This window comes from Saccharopolyspora shandongensis, from assembly GCF_900106995.1.
GTDB lineage: Bacteria > Actinomycetota > Actinomycetes > Mycobacteriales > Pseudonocardiaceae > Saccharopolyspora > Saccharopolyspora shandongensis.
Map to the genome: position 1 here is coordinate 43,901 of NZ_FNOK01000008.1, position 23,212 is coordinate 67,112.

Below are 23,212 nucleotides of genomic sequence, written 5' to 3' on the forward strand. Positions count from 1 at the left end.
TCCGTTCCCACGAGGCTCCCCTCTCGCCCGAAAAGTGCGTCACCACGAAGCGTACCCACCCCCGGTGTCCGGGTTGCCGGACCCGGCGGCGCGCGATGTTCGCTAGGACGCCCGGCAGCGCGGCCGTGGTCGGCGACGGCATGCTGTTCGCGCTCGGCGGGGGCAAGGGTTTCCTCGCTCACCGCGAGATCGACGGCAGCCTGCACGTCTACAACATGCGCGAGGCCGCCGAGGGCTGGACCGCGGGCATCGACTTCACCGACGCCGAGGGCGCCAAGGCGGCCGTGCCAGCGGACTTCGCCGACTGGGACGCGGGCCTGCGGGCGCTGATCGCCGATGCGGACGGCGAGCTGGTCCCGCGGCCGATCTACGCGCTGCCGGTCGGCCACTGCTGGGACCGCAGCCCAGGCGTCACGCTGCTGAGCCGACACCGAGGCGGCTCTCGACGCCTACGCGCGGAACCTCTTCCCACGCGGCGAAGCGTCGGCGGCGGGCACCTCCGAAAGCCTCGACATGCTGTTCGGCGCCGATCCGGTCGGGGGCCTGCTCGCCCAGTTCGCCCCGCAGCGCTAGGTCACCGGCCGTCGAAGTACACCTCCAGCTCGGCGATCGACGTGAACGTTGCCGTGCCGCCGGGGATTCCGATGATCCGGACGCCGTCCCCGGTGATCGCGTCGAACGCGAGCACGTAGGTCTTGTTCGGGCCCGCGGTGCTGTCGTAGGGGTACGCGGGAGCGGTCGTCAGGCCGGTGACGCCCACCCAGCTCGCGCCCTGGCGGACCTGCACGGTCAGGTCGCGGGCGAACCAGCCGCCATCCGAGAACATGTCGCCGGTCGTGTAGACGACGCGGTCGATCCAGTACTCGCCCTGCCAGACGTACCCCCAGAAGTCGACCTGCTTGCGGGCGCCGTCGAAGCTGTCCTCGCTCTCCTCCCGGACGCCGTTGTTGAGGTAGTCGCCGTGGCCGTGGTGGGCCGACTTCTCGATGGGGAACGGCCCCCTCCCGGGGGCGGCCAGGTTGTCCGCCGGATCGGGCGGGTTCTGCCCCGGATCGCCGGGCCTGCGCGGGGACGCATTGAACCGGCGCAACGAGAACTCGTAGTTGGGCAGCCCGCACGCCACGTTCAGGAACCAGTTGGACTGCAACCACATCCGCGTCCCGTCTGCCGAGACGAACTTGGCCGGGATGGTGGGGGCGTAGCCGCCGTTCTTCGGCCCGGCGCAGGCCGGTTCCGGCTCGCCGGTCTCCGGTGTCGGCACTTCGTGGCCGCCCGGCACGGGAAGCAGCCGGACGCGGCCGGGGCGGCCGAACCAGGGCTGGGCGCCGAAGTCCTTCGACATGAACAGCTGCCAGGGGCCCCATGGCGCCGGTGCCTCGTAGAATTCGAAGGTGTACTCGCTCCACGAGGTGTAGATGAACCGGCCCAGCGGGGCGTTGTAGAGGACGCCGCCCTGGGAGATCACGCTCAGATCGCGGCGGCCCTCGCCGAACAGGTCGGTGTAGAGCCGCCGTTCGTCGGTGAGCACCGGCGCCTTTTCCCCGATGCTGGCGCTCCACTGTGGACCTCCGTCGCCCCCGGCCCCGGCGTAGAACCGCCAGGTGTCCCGCTGCTGGATCGAGTTCCGGGGAACCCGGGCCAGGTAGAGGCTCGTCGGCGACGGCACCTCGTTGCTGTAGGAGTCCCGCCAGTTGCCGTCCAGGCCGTAGGCGTACACGTACCCGGCGTTCGCCGGGCCGAGCGACCGGGCGTGCTCCTGGCTGCGGCCGAAGTCGAGGAACATCACGGTGGTGAAGACATGGCTGGTGAACATCGGCTCGGACGGCTGCTGCCAGGTGCGCCCGTAGTCCTCCGACTTGACGACGGTGGCGTTCACGGCGTCGTCGAACGCCGTGGACGCGGGCGCGAAGCGCAGGTCCTGCACCGCCAGGTACAGCTCGTCCCGGCCGTCGCCGTTGCCGTCGACGGCGACGATGCCGGTGGGCTTCGCGTTGTACAGCTTGGGATCGGCGTGGGACTTGGCGACCGCGTCCCCGGCGGCCAGCCGTTCGCCGCGCAGGCCGGTCTCGGGCGTTCCGGCGATCCGGTTCACCACGATGGCCGCCATCGGCTCGTCGCCGAAGCCCTGGCCGTCGCCGTTGGCCGTGTAGACGTAGTCGTCGTCCGCCCAGCAGGTCGGCCACAGGTCGCCGGTGCTGGCGGTGGCGAGGGTGGCGGCGTACTCGGTGAACGCGGTCGCGAAGAACGCGCTGGCCGGATCGGCGACAGTCAGGCCTTGCGCCTCGCCCGCGCGCGGCAGCCCGCTGAAGAGCACCGCGCCCGCGCCTGCGAGCGAGAGCTTGACGAACGTGCGCCGGTCCACGTCATCCCTCCGGCCGGAAGCGGGTGCCCTTCCGGAAGGCCCGCTCCAGCGATTCCAGGCTCCGCTGCTTGGTCTCCGGCACGCACCACCAGACGATCGGGAAGACGATCACGCCCGCGGCGGCGTAGGCGATGAACACGACCCCGGCGCCCACCAGCGCGGTGAACGTGGGGAAGGTCAGCGAGACGAAGAAGTCGGTGAGCCAGTTGAACAGCGTCGCGACGGCCATCGCCGCGCCGCGGATCGCCAGCGGGAAGATCTCCGCCAGCACCACCCACAGCACCGGCCCCCAGGTGGCCGAGAAGGTGTTGGTGAACACGACGAAGGCGGCGACGGCGATCCCGAACAGCACAGGGGATTCGGCGGGCAGCACCAGCGCCGCCGCGCCGACCGCGAACAGGCTCGCCGACATGCCCACCAGCCCGGCGAGCAGGACGGGTTTGCGGCCCCAGCGGTCCACGACCCCGGCCCGCACGACGACCGCGATCGTCAGGATGTTCAGCAGCCCGTTGAGGAACGTGAACAGCAGCGCGGTGACCTCGGAGACCCCGAAGGTGGTGAGCACGCCGGGCGCGTAGTAGACGATCGTGTTGATGCCGGTGATCTGCTGGAACACGGCGAGCATCGCGCCCAGCAGCAGCAATCGCCGCACCCACGGCGCGGACATGCGGGCACCGAGCCGGGCGTCCCGCTGCTGGCGTTCGAGCTCGGTGATCTCGGCGAGCTCCCGGTCGGCGGCGGCCGGGTTGCCGCGCAGGCCGGCCAGCAGCGCGCGCCCCTGCTCCGGGTGTCCCCGCCGCACCAGCGACCGGGGCGTGTCCGGCGCGGCCAGCAGCCCCAGGACCAGCACCACGGCGGGGAACGCGCCGATGAGGATCATCCACCGCCACGAGGCGACGAAGGCCAGCCCGTAGCCGGTGGCGGCGGCCAGCGCCGTGCCCACGATGATCATGTACTGGTTCAGCGAGGTGACCGAGCCGCGCTCCCCGGCGGGCGCCATCTCGGCCAGGTAGAGCGGGACCACCACCGAGGCGATGCCGATGCCGAGCCCGATGACGAACCGGAACAGCACCAGCACGGCGACCGTCGGCGCCACCCCGGCACCGAGCGCGCCGATGGCGAACACGACCCCGGCGGCGAGCAGGGCGCGCTGCCGCCCGAACCGGTCGGCCGCCGGCCCGCTGACCAAGGCCCCCACCATCGCCCCGACGACGGTCGAGCTGACGACGGCGCCCTTGAGCAGCGGGGTGAGCGGCAGCTCGTGCGGGATGAACAGGATGGCGGCCGAGATGATCCCGTTGTCGTAGCCGAAGAGGATCGCCGCCAGCGACCCCAGCGCGTAAACGCGCCGGGTGACCCGGGACTTCGAAGCCGGCGCTGCCATCGACCACCTCCACGCGGCGACGGGCACCGGGGAGGGCCATGGGCAGGCGAGCTCCGATCGCGCCGCCCCCTCGACGCGCCCGTCACACCCCTGGTACCCCACACACCAGCCCGCAATACCTGTGCCGGCGGGCGGTGCTCGTCCACATGGGAGACCCGCGCGGGAACGCCCGGCCGGTCGTCAGGCGGGCTTCTCGGGCCGTTCCCCCCGCTCCGCGGGCCGGGCGCCGCCCAGGATGTCGATCGGCCTGCGGCTACGGACGGTTCCGAACAGCAGTTCCTGCGCCGTTGCCACCATGTGGTCCTGGATCACCGTCTGCGTCTTGACCGGGTCGCCCGATTCGATCGCCGTGACGATCTCCAGGTGGCGATCGGCGCTCATGTTGCTCAGGGCCCGCTCCAGACCGCGGTACATGATGCACATGCGGATCGAGCCTTCCAGCAGCTTCCACGACCGCAGCAGCGCGTCGTTGCCGGTGAGCTCGCACAGCAGCTCGTGGAAGGCCAGGTCCGCCTCGATCTGCGCCTCCAGCGAGACCTGCGCGGCGGCCGCCATGTCGTCGACGGCGGCGCGCAGGCTCCGGCAGTGCTGTTCCCGGTAGTAGCTGGCGGCCAGCGTCTCACCGGCCACCGCCTCCAGCGCGGCCCGGACCGTGAAGGTGTTGATGATGTCCTTCTCGTCGATCTGCCGGACCGCGACCCGGCCGCGATCGCCGTAGGAGACCAGGCCCTCCTGCTGCAGTTCGCGCAGCGCCTCGCGCAACGTGCCGCGGCTGATGCCGAGCTGGTCGGACACCTGCACCTCGCCGAGGTGGGTGCCCGGCGGGAACGTGCCGGTGGTGATCGCCTTCCGCAGAGCGTCGACGGCCATCTGCCGGAGGTTCCGGCCTGCCTGCGCCTGACGGCTCACCACTCGCAGCCTCCTCGGTTCCGCGCCACCGACGGCGCTCAGCACCGTTCGTACTCGGCAATCAACTCTACCTTCGCCGCGCTAGGCGATCGGTGGTCGAACTCGTAACCGAGCCATTCGCGCACGAGCCGGCGGGCCAGTTCGAGCCCCACCACCCGCTGCCCGACGGTCAGCACCTGGCAGTTGTTGGACAGCACGGACCGCTCCACCGAGTACGAGTCGTGGGCGGTGGTGGCCCGCACGCCGGGCACCTTGTTCGCCGACAGCGCCATCCCGATGCCGGTGCCGCAGACGAGCACGGCCCGGTCGGCGGTGCCCGCGCGCACGGCCTCGCCCGCGGCCAGCCCGATCTCCGGGTACGGGCGGTGCACGTCCGCGGCGTCGCGGTGCACGCCGAGGTCGATCACCTCGCTCACCCGCGGATCTGCGCGCAGGTCGGCGGCGAGGCGTTCCTTGTAGTCCAGTCCGGCGTCGTCGCAGCCGATCGCGATCCGGTAGGTCATCGGAGTTCTCCCGTCAGGTGGTCGGCGATCGTCCGGGCGATCAGGGCCGTGGACACCGCGCCGGGATCGGGCGTGCCGATGCTGCGCTCGGCCAGCGGCCGGGCCCGTCCCTTGCGCGGCACCAGTTCCGCGGTGTTCCGGGCCGCCTCGTCGGCGGCCTCGGCGGCGCGCGACCACGCGGCGGCCGCCGGAGCACCGGCAGCGACGGCGGACAGCAGTTCGGCCCGGAACGGTTCCAGCGCGTCCACCAGCGTCTTGTCCCCGACCGCCGCGCCGCCGAGCGTCGTGATGCGCGTGGTCAGCGCGTTCACCGCTGCGGCCGCGACCTCCGCGCTGCCGCCGCGGTCGCCGAGGGCTTCGCCGGCCGCCCGGAGCCCGGCGCCCCACAAGACGCCGGACGTGCCGCCCGCGCGCGCCGCCCAGCCGTCCCCGGCGGCGACGAGGCAGTCCCCCGCTCCCGCCCCGGCCCGCTGGGCTTCCTCGGCCGCGACCAGCGCGGCACCGATGCCGCGGACCATGCCGCGGCCGTGGTCGCCGTCGCCGGCCACCGCATCGATGGCGCCCAGCTCGCTTTCCGCTCCCCCCAACGCCGAAGCCACCTGGCGCAGCGCCACGAGCACGTGCTCGGCGAGCCGGCGGGACTCGTCCGAAGCGGGCGAATACTCCACCACCGGCTCGTCCGCCCGCGGCTCTCCCGCCTCCGGCCGGACCGCCTGCGGCTCGTCGGCCGTCCGGCCGCGCCGGAACGCCGGGGTCCACGCCGGGGCCGTCCACAGGCGTTCGAGTTCGTCGTCCAGCCACGTGACGGTGAGCGACACTCCGGCCATGTCGAGGCTCGTCACGAACTCGCCCACCTCGGGCAGCACCGGGACGTGCCCCGACTCGCGCAGCAGCGCGGCCACCGGCCGCCACAGCACGAGCAGTTCCTCCTGCTTGACCGCGCCGAGGCCGTTGAGCAGCACCGCCACCCGCTCTCCCGCGTCCGCTGGCTTCTCGGCCAGGACCCTGCTGACGAAGTCGGCCGCGAGTTCCCCGGCCGAGGGCAGGGGAACGTCCCGCAGGCCGGGCTCGCCGTGGATGCCCAGCCCCAGGCCCATCTGCGCGTCCGGCACGCTGAACAGCGGCTCGGGCGCGCCGGGGAAGGTGCACCCGGCGAAGGCGGTGCCGATCGTGCGCGTGCGCTCGTTGGCCTTCCGGCCCACCCGCACGACCCCGGCGAGGTCCATGCCCTCTTCGGCGGCCGCGCCCATGATCTTGAAGACCGCGAAGTCGCCCGCGATCCCGCGCCGCCGCTGCGCTTCCGACTCCGGGGCGCTGGCGATGTCGTCGGTGACCACCACGTTGTCAACGGCGATCCCCTCGGCCCGCAGCCGGTCGGTGGCCAGGCCGAAGTTCATCACGTCGCCGGCGTAGTTGCCGTAGCCGAACACCACCCCGGCACCGGAGTGCGCGGCCTTCGCCACCGAGTAGGCGTCCTGCGCGGACGGCGACGTGAACAGGTTGCCGCTGACCGCCCCGTCCGCCAGGCCGGGGCCGATGATCCCGTAGAAGGCCGGGTAGTGGCCGGAGCCGCCGCCGGGCAGCACCGCGACCTTCGGGCGCTGCGGGCGGGCCCGCCGCACCGCGCCGCCCGGCACCTGCCGCACCACGTCGGCGTGCAGCTCGCAGAACCCGGCCAGCGCGTCGTCGGCGAACGCGGCCGGATCGTCCCACAGATAAGTCATGTCACCCATCCGTCCTCAGTGGAGGAACGCCCCGCCGTTGATGTCGATCGTGGTGCCCTGCAGGTAACCGGCGTCGTCGGTGGACAGCCAGGTGATCACCGCGGCCACGTCGTCCACTGTGGCCTGGCGGCCGATCGGGATGCCGCTGGTGATGGCGTCCTCCAGCTCCGGGGTGGTCGCGCCCGCGCGGATGTCGGTGTCCACCGCGCCCGGCGCGACGGCGTTGACGGTGATCCCGGCCGCGCCGAGCTCCTTGGCCAGCGACTTGGTGAACCCGAGGATGGCGGCCTTCGCGGCGCAGTACGGGGTCTTGCCGAACACTCCCCCGCCCTGCTGGGCCGACACCGACGACATGGTGACGATGCGGCCCCAGCCCGCCTCGATCAGGTCCGGCAGGAACGCCTTGGTGACCAGGTAGGTGCCGGTCGCGTTGACCGCCAGCACCTTGTTCCACAGGTCGAGGGTGGTCTCCAGGAACGGCACCGGCGAGGTGATGCCCGCGATGTTGGCCAGCGCGCCGACCGCGGGCAGCCGGCCCGCGGCCACCTCGGCGCGCACCGCGTCGTAGGCGGCCTGCACCGACGGCTCGTCGGCGACGTCGATGCCGTGCGCGAACACCGTCGCGCCGGTCTGCGCGGCGATGTCCTCGGCGGCCGCCTTCGCGGCCGGTTCGTCGAGGTCGAGCACGACGACGGCCCACCCTTCGCGGGCGTACCGCAGTGCCGCGGCCTTCCCGATGCCTCGCGGCGCGGCCGCGCCCGTCACCACCGCCGTGCGCTGGATGCTGGTCACTGCTGGTCCTCCTTCGGTCGACGAATCAGAGCAGGGTCGCGATGTACTCGGCGGCGCGCACCGCCGCGGCGGGCCGTTCGTCGTCGGTGACATCGCGGGTTTCGAGTTCGAGGGCGAACGATCCGCCGTAGCCGGCGGAGCGCAGCGCCTCGAACGCGGCGGGGAAATCGACCACTCCGTTGCCGATGCTGTGGTTGATCTCGCCGGGTACGGCGTCCCTGAGGTGCACGTGGGCGAGCCGCGGCCCGAACCGCAGCGCGAAGGCGGCCGGATCGCCGCCGGAGGCCACGATGTGGCTGGTGTCCAGCACGACGCCCACCGCGGGATCCAGCCGTTCGATCAGCTTCGCGGCCAGGTCGACGTCGGCGCACAGGCGGAAGAAGTGCGGTGCTTCGACCCAGATCGCCACGTCGTGGGCGGTCGCGAGCTCGGCGGCCAGCGCGAGCTGGTCCGCGACGCGATCCAGGTCGGCGTCCAGGCCGCTCACCGGCTCGCGCGACTGGGCGCCGCACGGCAGCACCAGGGCATCCGCGCCGCAGCCCGCGGCCAGGCCGAGCAGGCGGCGCAGGTGCGTCTCCCGCTCCCGGGCGGCGTCCGCGTCGAGCACGCGGTTGAGGTCGCCGATGTCGCCGTTGACCGACCGGACGGCGAGGCCGCCTGCCCGCACTGTCGACACCACCTCGGTCACGGCGGCCTCGGTCAGCTCGTAGGGCACGTGGTCGCACACGCCGGGCAGCGCGCCCAGATCGATCTCCGCGAAGCCGCACCCCGCGATCACGCCGAGCGCCTCGGACAATCCGAGGTGGCGGAAGCTGATGGTCGAGCACCCGGGCCAGCGGTCCGACAAGATTCCTCCTCAAACGGCGAATGCGGAGATGTTAACAGCGTTCTGTCGACAGACAAGAGCATCCCGCCAAGTACAGGCATTACCGCTCGTGACAGCAGTTTTACTCGAAATATCACTGTTGACAAACCAGCGAACAGAGCTGAATATCTCCCGCAGTGTTGACACTGCCTTGCCGGTGTCGACAACGTCGAACTACCCCAATGAAGAGGTGAGTGATGAGCGCGGAACCGCTGCGCATTAGCGGGCCGGTGCACGGCACACCGGACGTGCGCCGGGTGGCGTGGGGATCGACCGCGGGCGCCGTGATCGAGAGCTACGACTTCATCGGTTTCGGCACTGCCGCGGCCCTCTACTTCGGCCCCGCGTTCTTCCCGAACGCCTCACCGATCGTCGGGACGCTGTCGGCCTTCGCCACGCTCGGGGTCGGGTTCATCGCCCGGCCGCTCGGCGGCGTCATCGGCGGCCACCTGGGCGACCGGATCGGCCGCAAGCCCGTGCTGGTCGCCTCGCTGATCGTGATGGGTCTGGCCACGTTCGCCATCGGCCTGCTGCCCACCTACGCGCAGGTCGGCGTGCTCGCCCCGGCACTGCTGGTCACCGTGCGGATCATCCAGGGCATCGCCTACGGCGCCGAATGGGGCGGGGCGATCCTCATGACCTACGAGCACGCCCCGTGGCTGCGCAAGGGCGCGTACACCGGCATCGTGCAGGCCGGCTTCCCGATCGGGCTGCTGCTGGCCAACCTCGTCTTCCTCGGCTCGGTCGCGCTGCCCGGCGACTGGGCCTGGCGCGTGCCCTTCCTGGCCAGCCTGCTGCTGGTGATCATCGGGCTGATCGTGCGGTCGAAGGTGCCCGAGTCGCCGGTGTTCGAGGACGTCCGGGACAGCGGCGAGATCGTCAAGTCGCCGATCGTCGAGGTGATCAGGGACGACTGGCGGAACCTGCTGCGCGGCATCGGCCTGCGCATCGCCGAGACCGCGGGCTACGCCGTGGCCATCACGTACATGATCTCCTACCTGAAGTCGGAGAAGCTGGCCACCAGCGGCGAGACGATCCTGTCGCTGTGCATCGCCTCGGCGATCGGCATCTTCGCCACGATCGGCTGGGGCCGGCTGACCGACCTGGTCGGACGGCGCCCGGTGTACATCTGGGTCTGCCTCTTCAGCGCGACCTGGGCGATCCCGATGTTCCTGCTGGTCAACACCGGCTCGGTGCTGGCGATCATCGCCACCGTGGTCATCTCCTACGGCATCAGCCAGAACGCGCTGGCCGGCTCGCAGGGAGCCTGGTTCCCGGAGCTGTTCCAGGCGAAGACGCGCTCGTCGGGCGCCTCGCTGGCCTACCAGATCTCGGCGATGATCTCCGGCTTCACGCCGTTCGTCACCACCCTGCTGTTCCTCGCGCTCGGCTGGATGGGGCCCGCGCTGCTGTTCCTGGCCTACTCGGTGCTCGGCCTGATCGCCGCCCTGCTGACCCGCGAGACCTTCGGCAAGCGGGAGCGGCGGGAAGCGCTTCGCCGCAGCGCGGAGAACGACGATCCCCGGCCTGCCGCAGCGCACTGAGAAGCCTGTTTCCAGGCTCGTTTTGCGTGGCGGTGCGGGTGGCGGCCCCCCTGCGGGAATTACGGTCGCCTTCTCACTGTGGGATCCCCGACTCATGAATGCCAATTCACCACGGCGGGGCTGTCCTCGCGAGAAGACACCTGAGAACCCGCGGCGGTGCCGGTTGCGTAGGTGGGCTAAGCGGCTGCGCCGCTTCAAAGACAGAACCGACTTCACCAACAGTCTCCTAGACCGCTTCCACCGCTTGAGAGGAACACGATGACGATCGCCACCGGCAGCGACCTGGCGGCACGCGCCGACCGGGTGCGTGCGGCGGCCTTCCGCATGCGGCACCACGTGCTGGACATGGGCGAGGTGCAGGGCCAGGGGTACGTCGGGCAGGCGCTGGGCGTCGCCGACGTCCTCGCCGCGCTCTACGTCGACCAGCTGCGCTTCCGCGCCGACGACCCGCACTGGCCGGAGCGGGACCGGTTCCTGCTGTCCACCGGCCACTACGCCATCGCCCTCTACGCCGCGCTCGCCGAGGCCGGCACCATCCCGGTCGGCGAGCTGGAGACCTACGGCGCCGACGGCTCCCGGCTGCCCATGTCGGGCATGGCCTCCTACACACCCGGCATGGAGATCTCCGGCGGATCGCTCGGGCACGGCCTCACCGTCGCGGTCGGCATGGCGCTCGGCACCCGGTTGCGGGGCGAGCAGCCCCGCATCGTCAACTTCCTGTCCGACGGCGAACTGGACGAGGGCTCCACCTGGGAGGCCGCGATGGGCGCCGCCCACCACCGGCTCGGCCGGCTCCTGGCCGTCGTGGACATGAACGCGCTGCAGGCGGACGGGCCCACGAAGGGCGTGCTGGGCACCGAGCCCGCCGAGGAGAAGTGGGCTGCGGCGGGCTGGTTCACCCAGCGCGTCGACGGCAACGACGTGCCGGCGCTGCTGCGCGCTTTCGACGCCGCCGCGCGGCGATCGGCGTCCGTCGGCGAGCCGGCGGTGATCCTCTGCGACACCAGGATCGGGCACGGCGTCCCGCTGCTGGAGGCCAGGGAGAAGGCGCACTTCATGCGGATCGAGGAGCACGAGTGGCAGTTGTGCCGCGAGCAGCTGACCGACAACCACCCGGGAGAGCAGGCACGATGACCGCCACGACGCCGAAGCGGCTGACCACCTCCGCGATGATCGCCTCCTTCGCCGACCCCGGGCAGCGGACCGCCAGCGCCCCGTTCGGCCACGCGCTGGCCGCGCTCGCCGAGTCGGACGACCGGATCGTCGGGCTGACCGCCGACCTCGGCAAGTACACCGACATGCACGTGTTCGCCGAGGCCCACCCCGACCGGTTCTTCCAGATGGGCATGGCCGAGCAGCTGCTCCTCGGTGCGGCCGCCGGGATGGCCGAGGTGGGGCTCGTGCCGTTCGCGTCGACCTACAGCGTCTTCGCCGCCCGGCGCGCCTACGACTTCCTCTGCCTGGACATCGCCGAACCGAACCTCAACGTCAACGTCGTCGGCGGGCTCCCGGGCCTGACGACCGGGTACGGGCCCAGCCACCAGGCGACCGAGGACGTGGCGATCTTCCGCGGCATGCCGAACCTCACCATCGTCGACCCGTGCGACGCGGTGGACATCGAGCAGGCGGTGCCGCAGCTGGCCGCCGCCGAAGGACCGACGTACCTGCGGCTGCTGCGCGGCAAGGTGCCGACCGTGCTGGACGAGTACGACTACTCGTTCCGCCTCGGCGAAGCAGCGGTGCTGCGCGGTGGTTCGGACGTCGTGTTCGTCTCAAGTGGACTGATGACGATGCGGGCGCTGCAGGCGGCGGAGGAGCTCGCGAAGCACCGCGTCGACGTCGCCGTGGTGCACGCGCCGACCATCAAGCCGTTCGACGCCGGCACCGTTCTGTCCGAAGTAGACTCTGATCGATTGGTGGTGACGCTGGAGAACCACACCGTGGTGGGCGGGCTGTTCGAGACCGTCGCCTCGGCCGTGGTGAGCCGCGGGCTCGGCAAGCGGATCGTGCCGATCGCGCTGCCCGACGCCTTCCTGGACGCCGGCGCCCTGCCGACGCTGCACGAACGCTACGGCCTCGCGACCGGCACCATCGTCGCCAAGGTCCTCGACGCCCTCGGCTGACCGCGACGGCCGGGATCCGGCGTCGTACCCGGTTCCCGGCCCGCAAGCCACCGCTCGCCCACAGTGGGGTGAATTGAGGGATTTTCGGCGAGATCGCAGTGAACTCGGTGACGCACGTGCCCGGATAGGTGCGTGCGATGTGAATCTACTACGCGATTCTACGAGGTGAGTTCATTGCGGAAAGCTAGCCACTGGACCCTGGCGGCCTTGGGAGCACTGTGCCTGAGCGGATCGGCCGCACTGCCGATCGCGGCAGCCGCGCCCGCTCCCCTGGAGTTCAGCAACGCGGCGGCAGGCGCGTGCCTGCAGAGCCCGGACGGCTCCGCGATCACGTTGACCGACTGCAACCCGGGCGACACCAAGCAGAACTGGTCGCGCGAGTACCTCGGCGACTCGGAGCTGATCCGGGTCAACCGCACGAACAGCTGTATGGGGCACGCGGGCGGCTCGAACGTGCGCCTGATGCCGTGCGACTCCAACGACGCGACCCAGCAGTGGCGAGTTGAAGCCGCCGACGAGGGCAACCTGCTGCACCACATGGACACCGACAGCTGCCTGGGCCACCTGGGCGGATCGGAAGTGCAACTGTTCCCCTGCGAGCCGGAGAACCCGGCGCAGCAGTGGGGCCTGACCGCGAGCTGACCCGAGGGCCGTGGGTCTTCGGGTGCCACAGCCCCGAAGACCCGCGGCTCCGCCCGTCGCGACGGCTACGGGGTGACGAGTCCGGTCTGGTAGGCGACGACGACCAGTTGGGCGCGGTCGCGGGCACCGAGCTTCGCCATGGCGCGGCTGACGTGGGTGCGGGCCGTGGCCGGGCTGAGGAAGAGCTCCGCACCGATCTCGTCGTTGCTCATGCCCCGGCCCACGAGCGCCAGGACCTCGCGTTCCCGTTCGGTGAGGACCGAAAGCCGGTGTTCGGCGGCCTCGCCGGCGGTCCGCCGCGCGGTGAAGTGGGCGATGAGGCGGCGCGTGATGCGCGGCGCGAGCAGGGCTTCGCCGGCGGCGACCACTCGGACGCCGTGCAGGAGCTCCGCCGGGCCCGCGTCCTTGAGCAGGAACCCGCTGGCGCCGGCCTGCAGGCCCTCGAAGACGTGGTCATCGGTGTCGTAAGTGGTCAGGATGAGGACGCGGACGTGCTGCAGCCCGTTCGCGGTGGCGATCTCCTTGGTGGCCTGGATGCCGTCCATCCCCGGCATGCGGATGTCCATGAGCACGACGTCCGGGCGCGCGATGCGGGCCTGCTCCACGGCTTCGGCGCCGGTGGTGGCCTCCCCGACCACCACGATGTCGTCCTCGAGGTCGAGCAGGAGCTTGAAGCCGGAGCGCACCAGCTGCTCGTCGTCGGCGAGCAGCACCTTGATCGGCGCATCGCGTTTCGACGCGGCTGTCGCGGTGTTCATGCGCCCACCACCGCGGTCGGGGCCAACGGCAGTCTCGCGGTGACCGCGAAACCGCCACCCGGGAGCGGGCCGGCCTCGAGTTCGCCGCCCAGCAGCTGACAGCGCTCGCGCATCCCGACGATCCCCCGGCCGGACTCGTCCCGGCCATTGCCCGGATTCGGTGCGGTCGTGCCCGCTCGTGCTCGTCTGCCCTCGTCCGCCACGCGGACCTCCAAGGTGTCGGCGTCGTGGTCCAGCGCGATCGTGACCCGGGTCGGGCCGACGTGACGAATCACGTTGGTGATCGATTCCTGCACGATCCGGTACACGGCGCTGCCCACCGCGCTGGGTACCGGCGGCGGCGAACTCACCGCGAGTTCCACTTCGAGCCCGGCTTCGCGCGCCTTGGCGGTGAGCTCATCGATCTGCCCGAGGCCGGGGTGCGGGACGCGGCCGTCGCCGTCGTCGCGGAGGACCCCGAGGATGGCCCGCATCTCCCGCAGCGCCCGGGCGCTGGTCCGCTCGATGGCCTCCAGGGTCTCGCGGGCGCGATCCGGCCGTTTGTCGAGCACGTGCGCGGTGACCCCGGATTGGACGTTGATGATCGCGATCGCGTGCGCGACCGTGTCGTGGACCTCCCGCGCGATCCTGAGCCGCTCCTCGTCGACCCGGGCCCGCGCTTCCTCCTCGCGAGTTCGTTCTGCCAACTCGGCGCGCGCCAGCGCCTCGGCCGCGATGAACCTCCGCGAGCGGACGCTCTCGCCGAGGGCGGCGCTCATGACCGACGCACCGATGCGGAAGAACACCCAGCCGATGGCCGCCCGTGGCTCGATGTCGGCGGCAGCGATCAGCCAGCACGCCGCCAGGACAGCGATCCCGGCGCCGGTGATCATCAGCGAGCGGCGTCCGTCGCCGAGGGCGGTGAGCGTGTAGGTGGCGACGAAGAGCCCGAGCCATCCCGGCCCGTCCGGGAAATCGAGGGCGTAGTAGGTCGCGCTGGCGAGCGCGGTCGCGCCGAACACCGCGACGGGCCAACGGCGGCGCACGGCCACCACCACACCACCGACGATCAGCAGGACGTATCCCAGGTACCCGAGGTCGGTGAGGGGGCGCAGCACCGATTCGGGATCGCCCGCGGTGCGGGAGACCGTGCCCTGGACCTGCATCGCGGTGATGAACAGCGCCAGCAACAAGTCCTGCGCCCAGGCGGGCAGGCGGAATAACGCGACGCGGTCCGGCATGTCGCGATCATAAGGTTCTAGGCCGGGAAACCACTCCGCCCGGCTGCGCGGCCGACTACGTCGAGGAGCGCGGTCCCGCGCGAGCCATCTACGCCGAACTGCGTATCTGTCGCCGCCTTCCGGCAGAGGACGCCCGGACGTCGAGGCGCAACGATCATTCGCAGCCAATCGACGAAAGCCTCCACGAGCAACGCGTCGTCGGCCGGTTACAGCGAGTGCACCTGCTGCCGGCGCCCGACCGAAGGGAACCCCGATGTCCGTCCTCCTCCTGCCCGCCGCACCTGCGGCCGCGCACATCGCCGCCGCCATCGGCGGTTACGACCTCGGCGCGGGGCGAGCCGTGCCCACCACTGCCGCCGTGATCGGGCTGGTGAGCGCGGTCCTCGGCGGGCTGGCCCTGAAGCGCACCGGCGCAGGCAACCGGCGAGCCTGGGCCGTCGCAGCCGTGCTGCTGGGACCGATCAGCGCGATCGTCGGCGGGCTGCACGGTGCCAACTCCGCCGGCGGTCTCGGCACCGGCAACGGGCTGGCCGGGGCGATCGTGGCAGTGCTGGTCGGCGTGCTCGGCACGGTCCTCGGTGGACTGGCCTTGGCGCGCTCCCGCCGATCTGGGCGTGATGCCGCGTCGTGACGACCGCGCGGAATTCCCCTGCGGCACGGTGTTTCGCTCCCGCACCTCGCGTCTCGCGGTGATCCGCCGATACCTCGCAATGAGAGGTAGCTTTGCCAGGTGGGCGATGCGGACTCCCGGGCCGTCGCCGACGAGCTGACGACCGTGATCTCGACCCTGCGGCGGGTCGTGCGGCGCAGCCTTCGCGCCGAATTGCCGATGCCGGACCTGCGCGGCGCGCAGGTCGAACTGCTCCAGGTCGTCGAACAGCAGCCCGGTGTCGGCGTGGCCGGTGCCGCGCGCCAGCTGCGCATGGCGGCGAACTCCGCGAGCACCCTGGTCAACCAGCTCGCCCGGGCCGGCCTGCTGCGCCGCGAGACCGATCCGGCCGATCGGCGCGCGGTCCGGCTGCACCTGACCGACGCCGCCGCGCACCGGGTCGCCGCCTGGCGGCAGGCGCGGACCCGCCTGGTCGGCGACGCCCTCGCCGAGCTGTCCGCGGCGGACCGGAATGCGGTCGCCGACGCCCTGCGCGGGTTGCGCGCATTGGCCCTCGCGCTGGAAGGGGGTGGAACCGATGGCCGAGATGGCGGTGCGGTGCCGGGGCCTGCGGCAGTCGTTCGGCGAGCAGGTCGCGGTCGACGGGATTGACCTGGACGTCCGGGCCGGCGAGGTGTTCGGGCTGCTCGGTCCCAACGGCGCGGGCAAGACCACCACGATCCGGGCGATCACCACGCTGCTGCCCACCGCGGCGGGCTCGGTCGAGATCTTCGGGGTCGACGCGACACGCCGCAAACTGGCGGCGCGTCGGCTGATCGGCTATGTGCCGCAACAGCTTTCGGCCGACGGGTCGCTGACCGGGTGGGAGAACGTCGCGCTGTTCGCCCGCCTCTTCGACGTTCCGCGCGCGCAGCGGCGCTCCGCGGTGCGCGCGGCGCTGGGCGCCGTCGGGCTCGCCACCGTCGCCGAACGCTTGGCCGCCACCTACTCCGGCGGCATGGTGCGCCGCCTAGAACTCGCGCAGGCGCTGGTCAGCGGACCGAGGCTGCTGGTGCTGGACGAGCCGACGATCGGCCTGGACCCCATCGGCCGGGAGGACGTGTGGGACCGGATCGCCGAGATCCGCGCCGAGACCGGGATGACCGTGCTGGTCACGACGCACTACATGGACGAGGCCGACCAGCACTGCGAGCGGCTCGCCCTGATGCACCGCGGGCGGATCCGGGCGCGGGGAACCCCCGCCGAGCTCAAGGCGGCCGTGGGGCCGGACGCCACGCTCGACGACGTCTTCCGGACGATCACCGACGACACCTTCGAGAAAACGGGAGAAGGGATGCGAGATGTCCGCGCGACTCGACGCACCTCCGGCCGCCTCGGTTGAACCGGTGCGGCGCAGCCCGCCTGGCCTGGTGGCGGCGCGGGTGGCGGCGATGTGCCTGGTGGAGCTGCAGAAGCTGCGCCACGACCGGGCCGAGCTGCTCACCAGGGCCGTGCAGCCCGCGCTGTGGCTGCTGATCTTCGGCCAGGTGTTCACCGGGCTGCGCGCGATCCCCACCGGGAACGTCCCCTACCTCGACTTCCTCGCGCCGGGCATCCTCGCGCAGTCGGCGCTGTTCATCGCGATCTTCTACGGCATCCAGATCATCTGGGAGCGGGACGCGGGAGTGCTGGCGAAGCTGCTGGTCACGCCCACGCCGCGGGTCGCCCTCGTGACCGGTAAGGCGTTCGCCGCCGGAGTGCGCGCGCTGGTGCAGGCGCTCGTGGTGCTGGTGCTGGCGGCGCTGCTCGGCGTCGGCCTCACCACGAACCCGGTGAACATGCTCGCGATGGGCGCCGTGGTTGTCCTTGGTTCCGCGTTCTTCTGCTGCCTGTCCATCACGATCGCCGGGCTGGTGCTGTCCCGGGACCGGCTGATGGGCATCGGGCAGGCGATCACCATGCCGCTGTTCTTCGCCTCCAACGCCCTGTACCCGGTCGACCTGATGCCGGGATGGCTGAAGGCGGTCGACTACGCGAACCCGCTCGGCTACGAGGTCGACGCGCTGCGCGGCCTGCTGATCGGCACGCCCGCGCACCTGGCACTGGACTTCGGCGTCCTGGTCGTCGCCGCCGGCGTCATGATCGGCATCGCGGCCGCCCTGCTCGGGCGTTTGGCGCGCTGAGCTGGGGCATCGCCGACGAGATCCACGTGCTCGAAGCGGGCCGCTGCGTCGAGCACGCCGCCACCCACGAGCTGCTCATCCGGCCGCGAACCGCGATCGCGCGCGATCTCCTGGCCGGTGCGGACTGCGGCGCGGCGCCGACGCGCGGGGAAACCTGACGACCACTGTTGCAAGCATTTTGCAACTACACTCGCGACTGACCAGGAAGGCGGTACCGGTGAGCAACGACCTGCGCGCGGCGATCGATGCGGTCCGCGACAACTGGGACCGCCGGGCCCCGGCGTACGACCGCTTCTACCAGGACTACGCGCAGGACAAGCGCGTTGCGTGGCGCGCGACCTGCGAGAAGGCCCTGGTCGAGCTGCTCGGCAGGCGCGACGGGCCGCTCGACGTGCTCGACGTCGGCACGGGCACCGGGTTCCTCTCCACGCTGCTGGCCGAACTCGGGCACAACGTCACCGCGATCGACGCCTCCAGCACGATGCTCGGCTACGCCCGCGCCGAAGCGCGGCGCCGGGACGTCGCGATGCGGACCGTCGCCTGCGGCGCCCACGACGTCGCGGCGCTGGGCGCCGAGTTCGACCTCGTGACCTCGCGCTACGTCCTGTGGACGCTGCCCGATCCGGTCGCCGCGCTGCGGGCCTGGCGCGGGATCGTCAAACCCGGCGGCGGCCTGCTGCTCGCCGACGGGGTCTGGCACACCTGGCGCCACGACCTCCGCCGACTCGGCGCATCGCTGCGGCCCGGCGGCGACCGCCGCTTCCCCTGGCTGCTCCTGCGCGACTACGCGCAGATCGGCCACGCGACGCCGCACTGGGCTGGCCTGACGGCGAACCGCGCGCGAGCCCTGCTCGCCGCGGGCGGATTCCAGTGCGGCACGCGCCACGACCGGCTCCTCCCCAGATACGCGCGGCCGGTGAGCGCAGACTTCTTCATCCTCGGCACCCGGCCGGCGCAGCTGCCCTGACGCTCGCGATCAGCGGTGGTACTCGTGCACGCCTCGCGGGCGATCAGCACCCGGTTTCACCGGCACCGTCGGCGCGATGACCACGCGATCAGCGCTACCAGGCGCCGTGGCGGCTCACGCGCGGAACCCGGCCGGCGAGCGCGGCTTCGGCGACGGCGACGTCGTTGAAGGGAAAGCGGATTCCGCCGACCGTCTGGTAGCGCTCGTGGCCCCGGCCCGCGATGAGCACGACATCACCGGGCTCCGCCCGCTCGACGGCCGCGATGATCGCCCGCCTGCGATCCTCCTGCACCAGCACCTCCGCGCCGCCGCAGCCGATCGTGCCGGTGAGCATCTGGTCGATGATCTCCCCGGGCCGCTCGTCGTAGGGGTCGTCGGCGGTGAAGATCGCGGTGTCGGCGGCCAGCGCGACGCGCCCCATGTCCGGGCGGTTGAACCGGTCCCGGTTGCCCGCGCTGCCCACCACCAGGTGGACGCGCCCGGCCGGGTTCGCCCGGCGCGCGGTGGCGATCAGCTGGGCCAGCGCCGGCGGCGTGTGGGCGAAGTCGACCACCACCTGGAACGGCTGGCCGGCGTCCACCCGCTGGTACCGGCCGGGCGGCGGGGCCGCGCCCAGGCCGGCCGCCGCGTCCCGCCGCGACACCCCCATCAGGCGGGCCGCGGCGTAGGCGGCGGCCAGGTTCGCGGCCTGTCCGCCGCGGGCGGGCGTGGTCAGCTCGACCTCGTCGCACCCGTCCCGCACGAGAACCCGCATCCCGCCGGGCGTCGCGGTCGCCGCGTCGACCCGCACGTCCGCCAGGCGGGCGCGGCCCACGGTCACCGTCGGCACCCGTGCCTGGGCCGCCAGCCGCCGCCCCCACGAGTCATCGATGTTGATCACGGCCCGGCGGCAGGCGTCCGGGGTGAACAACGCCGCCTTCGCCGCGTAGTACTGCTCCGTGGTGCCGTGGTAGTCGAGGTGCTCCGGGCTGAGGTTCGTGAACACCGCGACCTCGGCCGTGACCGGGTCGATGCGGTGCTGGTCGACGGCGTGCGAGGACACCTCCATGGCCGCCGCCTGGACTCCCGCCGCGCGCATCCGGCACAGGGTCCGCTGGAGCTCGGCGGCGTCCGGGGTGGTCAGTGCCGCCGGGTTGCGCACCCCGGGGCCCCTGGCCTCCACCGTGGATACGAGGCCCGTGCGGTATCCGGCGGCGGCGAGCGCCGCCTCGATCAGGTGCACCGTGGTGGTCTTGCCGTTCGTGCCGGTCACGGCGGCGACCGCCAGCGCATCGGCCGGATGCCCGTGCACCGCGGCGGCCACCGGGCCCACCGCCGGGCGCACGGCCGGAACCCGCACCTGCGGCACCGGCACGTCGACGAACCGCCGCACCAGCAGCGCGCTGGCCCCCGCCGCCACCGCCTCGTCCGCGAAGTCGTGCCCGTCCACGTGCGCTCCGGGCACGGCGCAGAACAGCGCGCCCCGCCTCACCCACCTGCTGTCCTCGGTGACGTCCAGGACGTCGGTATCGCCGCGCAGCTCGGCATCGGGAAGGTCCCGAGCGACCTTCGCCAGGCTGATTCCTCCGTGCCGACAACCGCATTCCATCCCGCGTCACCGTGAATTTCCCGAACCGGCGCAAGCTGTCCGCGCATCAGGTTTGCAGTGTCGGCCCGACGCCGCCCGCTCGCGAATCGCTGTGCGCACGGGAGAAACGGAAGTGGCTCGTGGTGCGCTCCGTTTGACTACAGTACCCCCCTAGGGTATAAATTGGGCGTCGGCGACGAGCCGGCGCAGATCCAGCGGAAGGGAACGTCGACGTGATCGAGGCCAACTACACCGTGACCGGCATGACCTGCGACCACTGCGTGCGGTCGGTGACCGAGGAGATCACCAAGATCGGCTCGGTCGCGGACGTCCGGGTCGACCTGCCGACCGGCGCCGTGACCGTCCGCAGCGCGGAACCGGTGAGCGCCGCGGACGTGCGCGAAGCGATCGAGGAAGCCGGATACGAACTGGCCGCCGGCTGAGGCGCCGAACGGATCCGCGCGGAGCCGGCACGAAAGGGTCGTGATGAACGCAGCAGCGAAGCCCGCCGCCCACGGTGCGGTGGCCGCGCTCGACTCCTCCCCCATCACCACCGGCTCGTCGAGGCCGACGGACGCACCCGAGCCGAGGCACCCGCCCGGCTGCGCTTGGGCTTCCAGCACGGCGGTACGGTCCGCACCGCGGAATTCGCAGGCAACGCGCAGGAGCCGGTGGACGGCCACGGCGGTCACGGGTGAACAGGAGAACTCCGATGAGCACTGAGACAAGTCCCACCGCGGAGATCGAACTGGCCATCGGCGGCATGACCTGCGCCTCCTGCGCCGCCCGGGTCGAACGGCGGCTCGGCAAGCTCGACGGCGTCACCGCAACGGTCAACTACGCCACCGAGAAGGCCAAGATCAGCTACCCCGCTGGACTAGACCCGAAGGAACTGGTCGAGCAGGTCGAGGCCGCCGGCTACACCGCCGAGCTGCCCCTCCCGCCCCGCGAGTCCGAAGTGGACGAAACGGCGCCCGAGGACCCGACGAAGCCCCTGCGGGACCGGCTGATCGTCTCGGCCGTGCTGTCCGTTCCGGTGATCGCGCTGGCGATGGCGCCGGCCCTGCAGTTCACCTACTGGCAGTGGATCTCGCTCACCCTCGCCGCGCCCGTCGTGGTGTGGGGCGCGTGGCCGTTCCACAAGGCCGCGTGGACGAACCTGCGCCACGGCGCGGCCACCATGGACACGCTGATCTCCATGGGCACGCTCGCCGCGTTCCTGTGGTCGCTCTACGCACTGCTGTTCGGCACCGCCGGCGTCCCCGGCATGACCCACCCGTTCGAGCTGACCATCCAGCGCATGAGCGGCGACGGCAACATCTACCTCGAAGTCGCCGCCGGGGTCACGACGTTCATCCTCGCCGGCCGCTACTTCGAGGCCCGCTCCAAGCGCCGGGCCGGTGCCGCGCTGCGGGCGCTGCTGGAACTCGGCGCCAAGGACGTCGCGGTACTGCGCGGCGACCGCGAGGTCCGCATCCCGACCGATCAGCTCGCCGTCGGCGACCGGTTCGTCGTCCGGCCCGGCGAGAAGATCGCCACGGACGGCGTCATCGAGGAGGGCAGCTCGGCCGTCGACGCGAGCATGCTCACCGGCGAGTCCGTGCCCGTGGAGGTCGGTGCCGGCGACAGCGTCGTGGGCGCCACCGTCAACGCCGGTGGCCGGCTGGTCGTCCGCGCCACCCGCGTCGGCTCCGACACCCAGCTGGCCCAGATGGCCAAGCTCGTCGAGGACGCGCAGAACGGCAAGGCCGCCGTGCAGCGGCTGGCGGACCGGATCTCCGCGGTGTTCGTGCCCATCGTCATCGCGCTGGCGATCGGGACCCTCGGGTTCTGGCTCGGCTCCGGTGCCGGTGCCGCGGCGGCGTTCACGGCCGCGGTGGCGGTGCTGATCATCGCCTGTCCGTGCGCCCTGGGCCTGGCCACGCCGACCGCGCTGCTGGTCGGCACCGGGCGCGGCGCGCAGATGGGCATCCTCATCAAGGGCCCGGAAGTGCTGGAATCGACCCGACGCATCGACACCATCGTGCTGGACAAGACCGGCACCGTCACCAGTGGGCAGATGTCGCTCGTCGCGGTGCACGCCGCCGACGGAGTCGACGAGGACGTGGCGCTGCGGCTGGCTGGTGCGGCGGAGAACGCGTCGGAGCACCCGATCGCCAAGGCGATCGCCCGGGGTGCGATCGAGCGCGTGGGCGAGCTGCCCGCCGTCGAGGAGTTCACCAACGTCGAGGGTCTGGGCGTGCAGGCGGTCATCGACGGTCGAGCCGTGCTCGTCGGGCGGCCGGCGCTGCTGGAGCAGTGGAGCCAGCCGCTGACCGAGGAGCTGGCCGCGGCGCAGGCCGACGCCGAACGGCAGGGCCGCACGGCCGTCGCCGTGGCGTGGGACGGCGCCGCCCGGGCGGTGCTGGAGGTCGCCGACACCGTCAAGCCGACGTCCGCCGAGGCCATCGCCGGACTGCGCAAGCTCGGGCTGAAGCCGGTGCTGCTCACCGGCGACAACGAGACCGTGGCGCGCACCGTCGCGGCCGAGGTGGGCATCGACGAGGTGATCGCCGAGGTCCTGCCGCAGGACAAGGTCGACGTGATCAAGCAGCTGCAGTCCGAGGGCCGCGTGGTGGCCATGGCCGGTGACGGCGTCAACGACGCCGCCGCGCTCGCCCAGGCCGACCTCGGCCTGGCCATGGGCACCGGCACCGACGTCGCCATCGAGGCCAGCGACCTGACCCTGGTGCGCGGCGATCTCCGCGCCGCGGTGGACGCCATCCGGCTGTCCCGCCGCACGCTCGGCACGATCCAGGGCAACCTGTTCTGGGCCTTCGCCTACAACGTCGCGGCCCTGCCGCTGGCCGCGACCGGGCTGCTCAACCCGATGATCGCCGGGGCGGCGATGGCGTTCAGCTCGGTGTTCGTGGTCGGCAACAGCCTGCGGCTGCGCCGCTTCCGCAGCACCATCACCGAAGAACCGCTGCCCGGCGCGACCGAGCGCGAAGCGGTTCCGGCGGCCGCCCTCCGCGGCTGACCGCAAGCGGGACACCCCGATGAGCGGTTCCGGCAACCCTGCCGGAACCGCTCATCCGCAT

General features: G+C 72.0%; 23 protein-coding genes. 13 read left to right on the forward strand and 10 right to left on the reverse strand.

Going from position 1 to position 23,212, the window contains the following annotated elements:
- Positions 1–95: 95 nt before the first annotated feature.
- The gene (locus tag BLW84_RS10805; protein WP_177226401.1) at positions 96–692 is read left to right on the forward strand and encodes a hypothetical protein; all 597 of its coding nucleotides are present in this window, start codon (positions 96–98) and stop codon (positions 690–692) included.
- Here the strand turns inward: BLW84_RS10805 and BLW84_RS10810 are convergent.
- The 7 genes from BLW84_RS10810 to BLW84_RS10840 form a co-directional block, all read right to left on the reverse strand.
- Complete coding sequence (locus BLW84_RS10810; RefSeq protein ID WP_093264465.1) at positions 575–2,362, reverse strand: glycoside hydrolase family 183 protein; 1,788 nt, start codon at positions 2,360–2,362, stop codon at positions 575–577. The genes BLW84_RS10805 and BLW84_RS10810 overlap by 118 nt on opposite strands.
- A 1-nt stretch (position 2,363) precedes the next feature.
- A complete protein-coding gene (locus tag BLW84_RS10815) occupies positions 2,364–3,746 on the reverse strand; it encodes a sugar porter family MFS transporter (protein ID WP_093264468.1) in 1,383 nt (460 codons plus the stop codon).
- A gap of 180 nt (positions 3,747–3,926) precedes the next feature.
- Positions 3,927–4,658 carry a GntR family transcriptional regulator gene (locus BLW84_RS10820; RefSeq protein WP_245761065.1) on the reverse strand — a complete coding sequence of 244 codons (732 nt, stop codon included), beginning with the start codon at positions 4,656–4,658 and terminating at the stop codon, positions 3,927–3,929.
- Between the two features lie 35 nt (positions 4,659–4,693).
- Complete coding sequence (locus BLW84_RS10825) at positions 4,694–5,158, reverse strand: ribose-5-phosphate isomerase (protein WP_093264470.1); 465 nt, start codon at positions 5,156–5,158, stop codon at positions 4,694–4,696.
- Positions 5,155–6,882: a dihydroxyacetone kinase family protein gene (locus BLW84_RS10830; RefSeq protein WP_093264473.1), complete on the reverse strand. Its 1,728-nt coding sequence runs from the start codon at positions 6,880–6,882 to the stop codon at positions 5,155–5,157. Before BLW84_RS10830 ends, BLW84_RS10825 begins: the two co-directional genes overlap by 4 nt.
- Before the next feature lie 15 nt (positions 6,883–6,897).
- Positions 6,898–7,674, reverse strand: coding sequence for an SDR family NAD(P)-dependent oxidoreductase (locus BLW84_RS10835; RefSeq protein ID WP_093264475.1), 777 nt, complete (start codon positions 7,672–7,674; stop codon positions 6,898–6,900).
- Positions 7,675–7,699: 25 nt separating this feature from the next.
- A complete protein-coding gene (locus BLW84_RS10840; RefSeq protein WP_245761066.1) occupies positions 7,700–8,521 on the reverse strand; it encodes a sugar phosphate isomerase/epimerase family protein in 822 nt (273 codons plus the stop codon).
- A gap of 215 nt (positions 8,522–8,736) precedes the next feature.
- Here BLW84_RS10840 and BLW84_RS10845 point away from each other — a divergent pair, with 215 nt between their 5' ends.
- The 4 genes from BLW84_RS10845 to BLW84_RS10860 all read left to right on the forward strand — a co-directional run bounded on the left by BLW84_RS10845 (position 8,737) and on the right by BLW84_RS10860 (position 12,848).
- Positions 8,737–10,083: an MFS transporter gene (locus tag BLW84_RS10845; protein ID WP_093264481.1), complete on the forward strand. Its 1,347-nt coding sequence runs from the start codon at positions 8,737–8,739 to the stop codon at positions 10,081–10,083.
- Positions 10,084–10,341: 258 nt separating this feature from the next.
- Entirely contained in the window at positions 10,342–11,217 is an 876-nt protein-coding gene (locus BLW84_RS10850) for a transketolase (protein ID WP_093264483.1), read from the forward strand.
- Positions 11,214–12,206, forward strand: coding sequence for a transketolase family protein (locus BLW84_RS10855; protein WP_093264487.1), 993 nt, complete (start codon positions 11,214–11,216; stop codon positions 12,204–12,206). Before BLW84_RS10850 ends, BLW84_RS10855 begins: the two co-directional genes overlap by 4 nt.
- 174 nt (positions 12,207–12,380) lie before the next feature.
- Positions 12,381–12,848: an RICIN domain-containing protein gene (locus BLW84_RS10860; RefSeq protein ID WP_177226402.1), complete on the forward strand. Its 468-nt coding sequence runs from the start codon at positions 12,381–12,383 to the stop codon at positions 12,846–12,848.
- Positions 12,849–12,913: 65 nt separating this feature from the next.
- Here the strand turns inward: BLW84_RS10860 and BLW84_RS10865 are convergent, their stop codons facing one another.
- Positions 12,914–13,606: a response regulator transcription factor gene (locus BLW84_RS10865; protein WP_093264492.1), complete on the reverse strand. Its 693-nt coding sequence runs from the start codon at positions 13,604–13,606 to the stop codon at positions 12,914–12,916.
- Complete coding sequence (locus tag BLW84_RS10870) at positions 13,603–14,826, reverse strand: sensor histidine kinase (protein ID WP_093264494.1); 1,224 nt, start codon at positions 14,824–14,826, stop codon at positions 13,603–13,605. Before BLW84_RS10870 ends, BLW84_RS10865 begins: the two co-directional genes overlap by 4 nt.
- A 253-nt stretch (positions 14,827–15,079) precedes the next feature.
- On the opposite strand from BLW84_RS10870, the gene BLW84_RS10875 reads away from it, so the two are divergent.
- From BLW84_RS10875 to BLW84_RS10895, 6 genes are all read left to right on the forward strand, one after another.
- Entirely contained in the window at positions 15,080–15,457 is a 378-nt protein-coding gene (locus BLW84_RS10875) for a DUF6223 family protein (RefSeq protein WP_093264498.1), read from the forward strand.
- A 99-nt stretch (positions 15,458–15,556) separates the two neighbouring features.
- Positions 15,557–16,087 (forward strand): MarR family winged helix-turn-helix transcriptional regulator, encoded by a 531-nt coding sequence (locus BLW84_RS10880; protein WP_245761067.1) that lies wholly within the window; start codon positions 15,557–15,559, stop codon positions 16,085–16,087.
- A complete protein-coding gene (locus BLW84_RS10885; protein WP_093264501.1) occupies positions 16,014–16,817 on the forward strand; it encodes an ABC transporter ATP-binding protein in 804 nt (267 codons plus the stop codon). Before BLW84_RS10880 ends, BLW84_RS10885 begins: the two co-directional genes overlap by 74 nt.
- Positions 16,777–17,598, forward strand: a complete 822-nt coding sequence (locus BLW84_RS10890) for an ABC transporter permease (RefSeq protein ID WP_093264504.1) — start codon at positions 16,777–16,779, stop codon at positions 17,596–17,598. The genes BLW84_RS10885 and BLW84_RS10890 overlap by 41 nt, the downstream gene beginning before the upstream one ends.
- Positions 17,599–17,624: 26 nt before the next feature.
- Complete coding sequence (locus BLW84_RS49860; protein WP_281247382.1) at positions 17,625–17,756, forward strand: hypothetical protein; 132 nt, start codon at positions 17,625–17,627, stop codon at positions 17,754–17,756.
- A gap of 59 nt (positions 17,757–17,815) precedes the next feature.
- A complete protein-coding gene (locus BLW84_RS10895; RefSeq protein WP_093264507.1) occupies positions 17,816–18,565 on the forward strand; it encodes a class I SAM-dependent methyltransferase in 750 nt (249 codons plus the stop codon).
- Positions 18,566–18,659: 94 nt separating this feature from the next.
- On the opposite strand, the gene BLW84_RS10900 is transcribed toward BLW84_RS10895, so the two are convergent.
- Complete coding sequence (locus BLW84_RS10900) at positions 18,660–20,153, reverse strand: UDP-N-acetylmuramoyl-L-alanyl-D-glutamate--2,6-diaminopimelate ligase (protein WP_093264510.1); 1,494 nt, start codon at positions 20,151–20,153, stop codon at positions 18,660–18,662.
- Positions 20,154–20,365: 212 nt separating this feature from the next.
- On the opposite strand from BLW84_RS10900, the gene BLW84_RS10905 reads away from it, so the two are divergent.
- Positions 20,366–20,575 carry a heavy-metal-associated domain-containing protein gene (locus BLW84_RS10905; RefSeq protein WP_093264513.1) on the forward strand — a complete coding sequence of 70 codons (210 nt, stop codon included), beginning with the start codon at positions 20,366–20,368 and terminating at the stop codon, positions 20,573–20,575.
- A gap of 269 nt (positions 20,576–20,844) precedes the next feature.
- A complete protein-coding gene (locus BLW84_RS10910) occupies positions 20,845–23,151 on the forward strand; it encodes a heavy metal translocating P-type ATPase (protein WP_093264515.1) in 2,307 nt (768 codons plus the stop codon).
- The last annotated feature ends 61 nt before the right edge of the window (positions 23,152–23,212 follow it).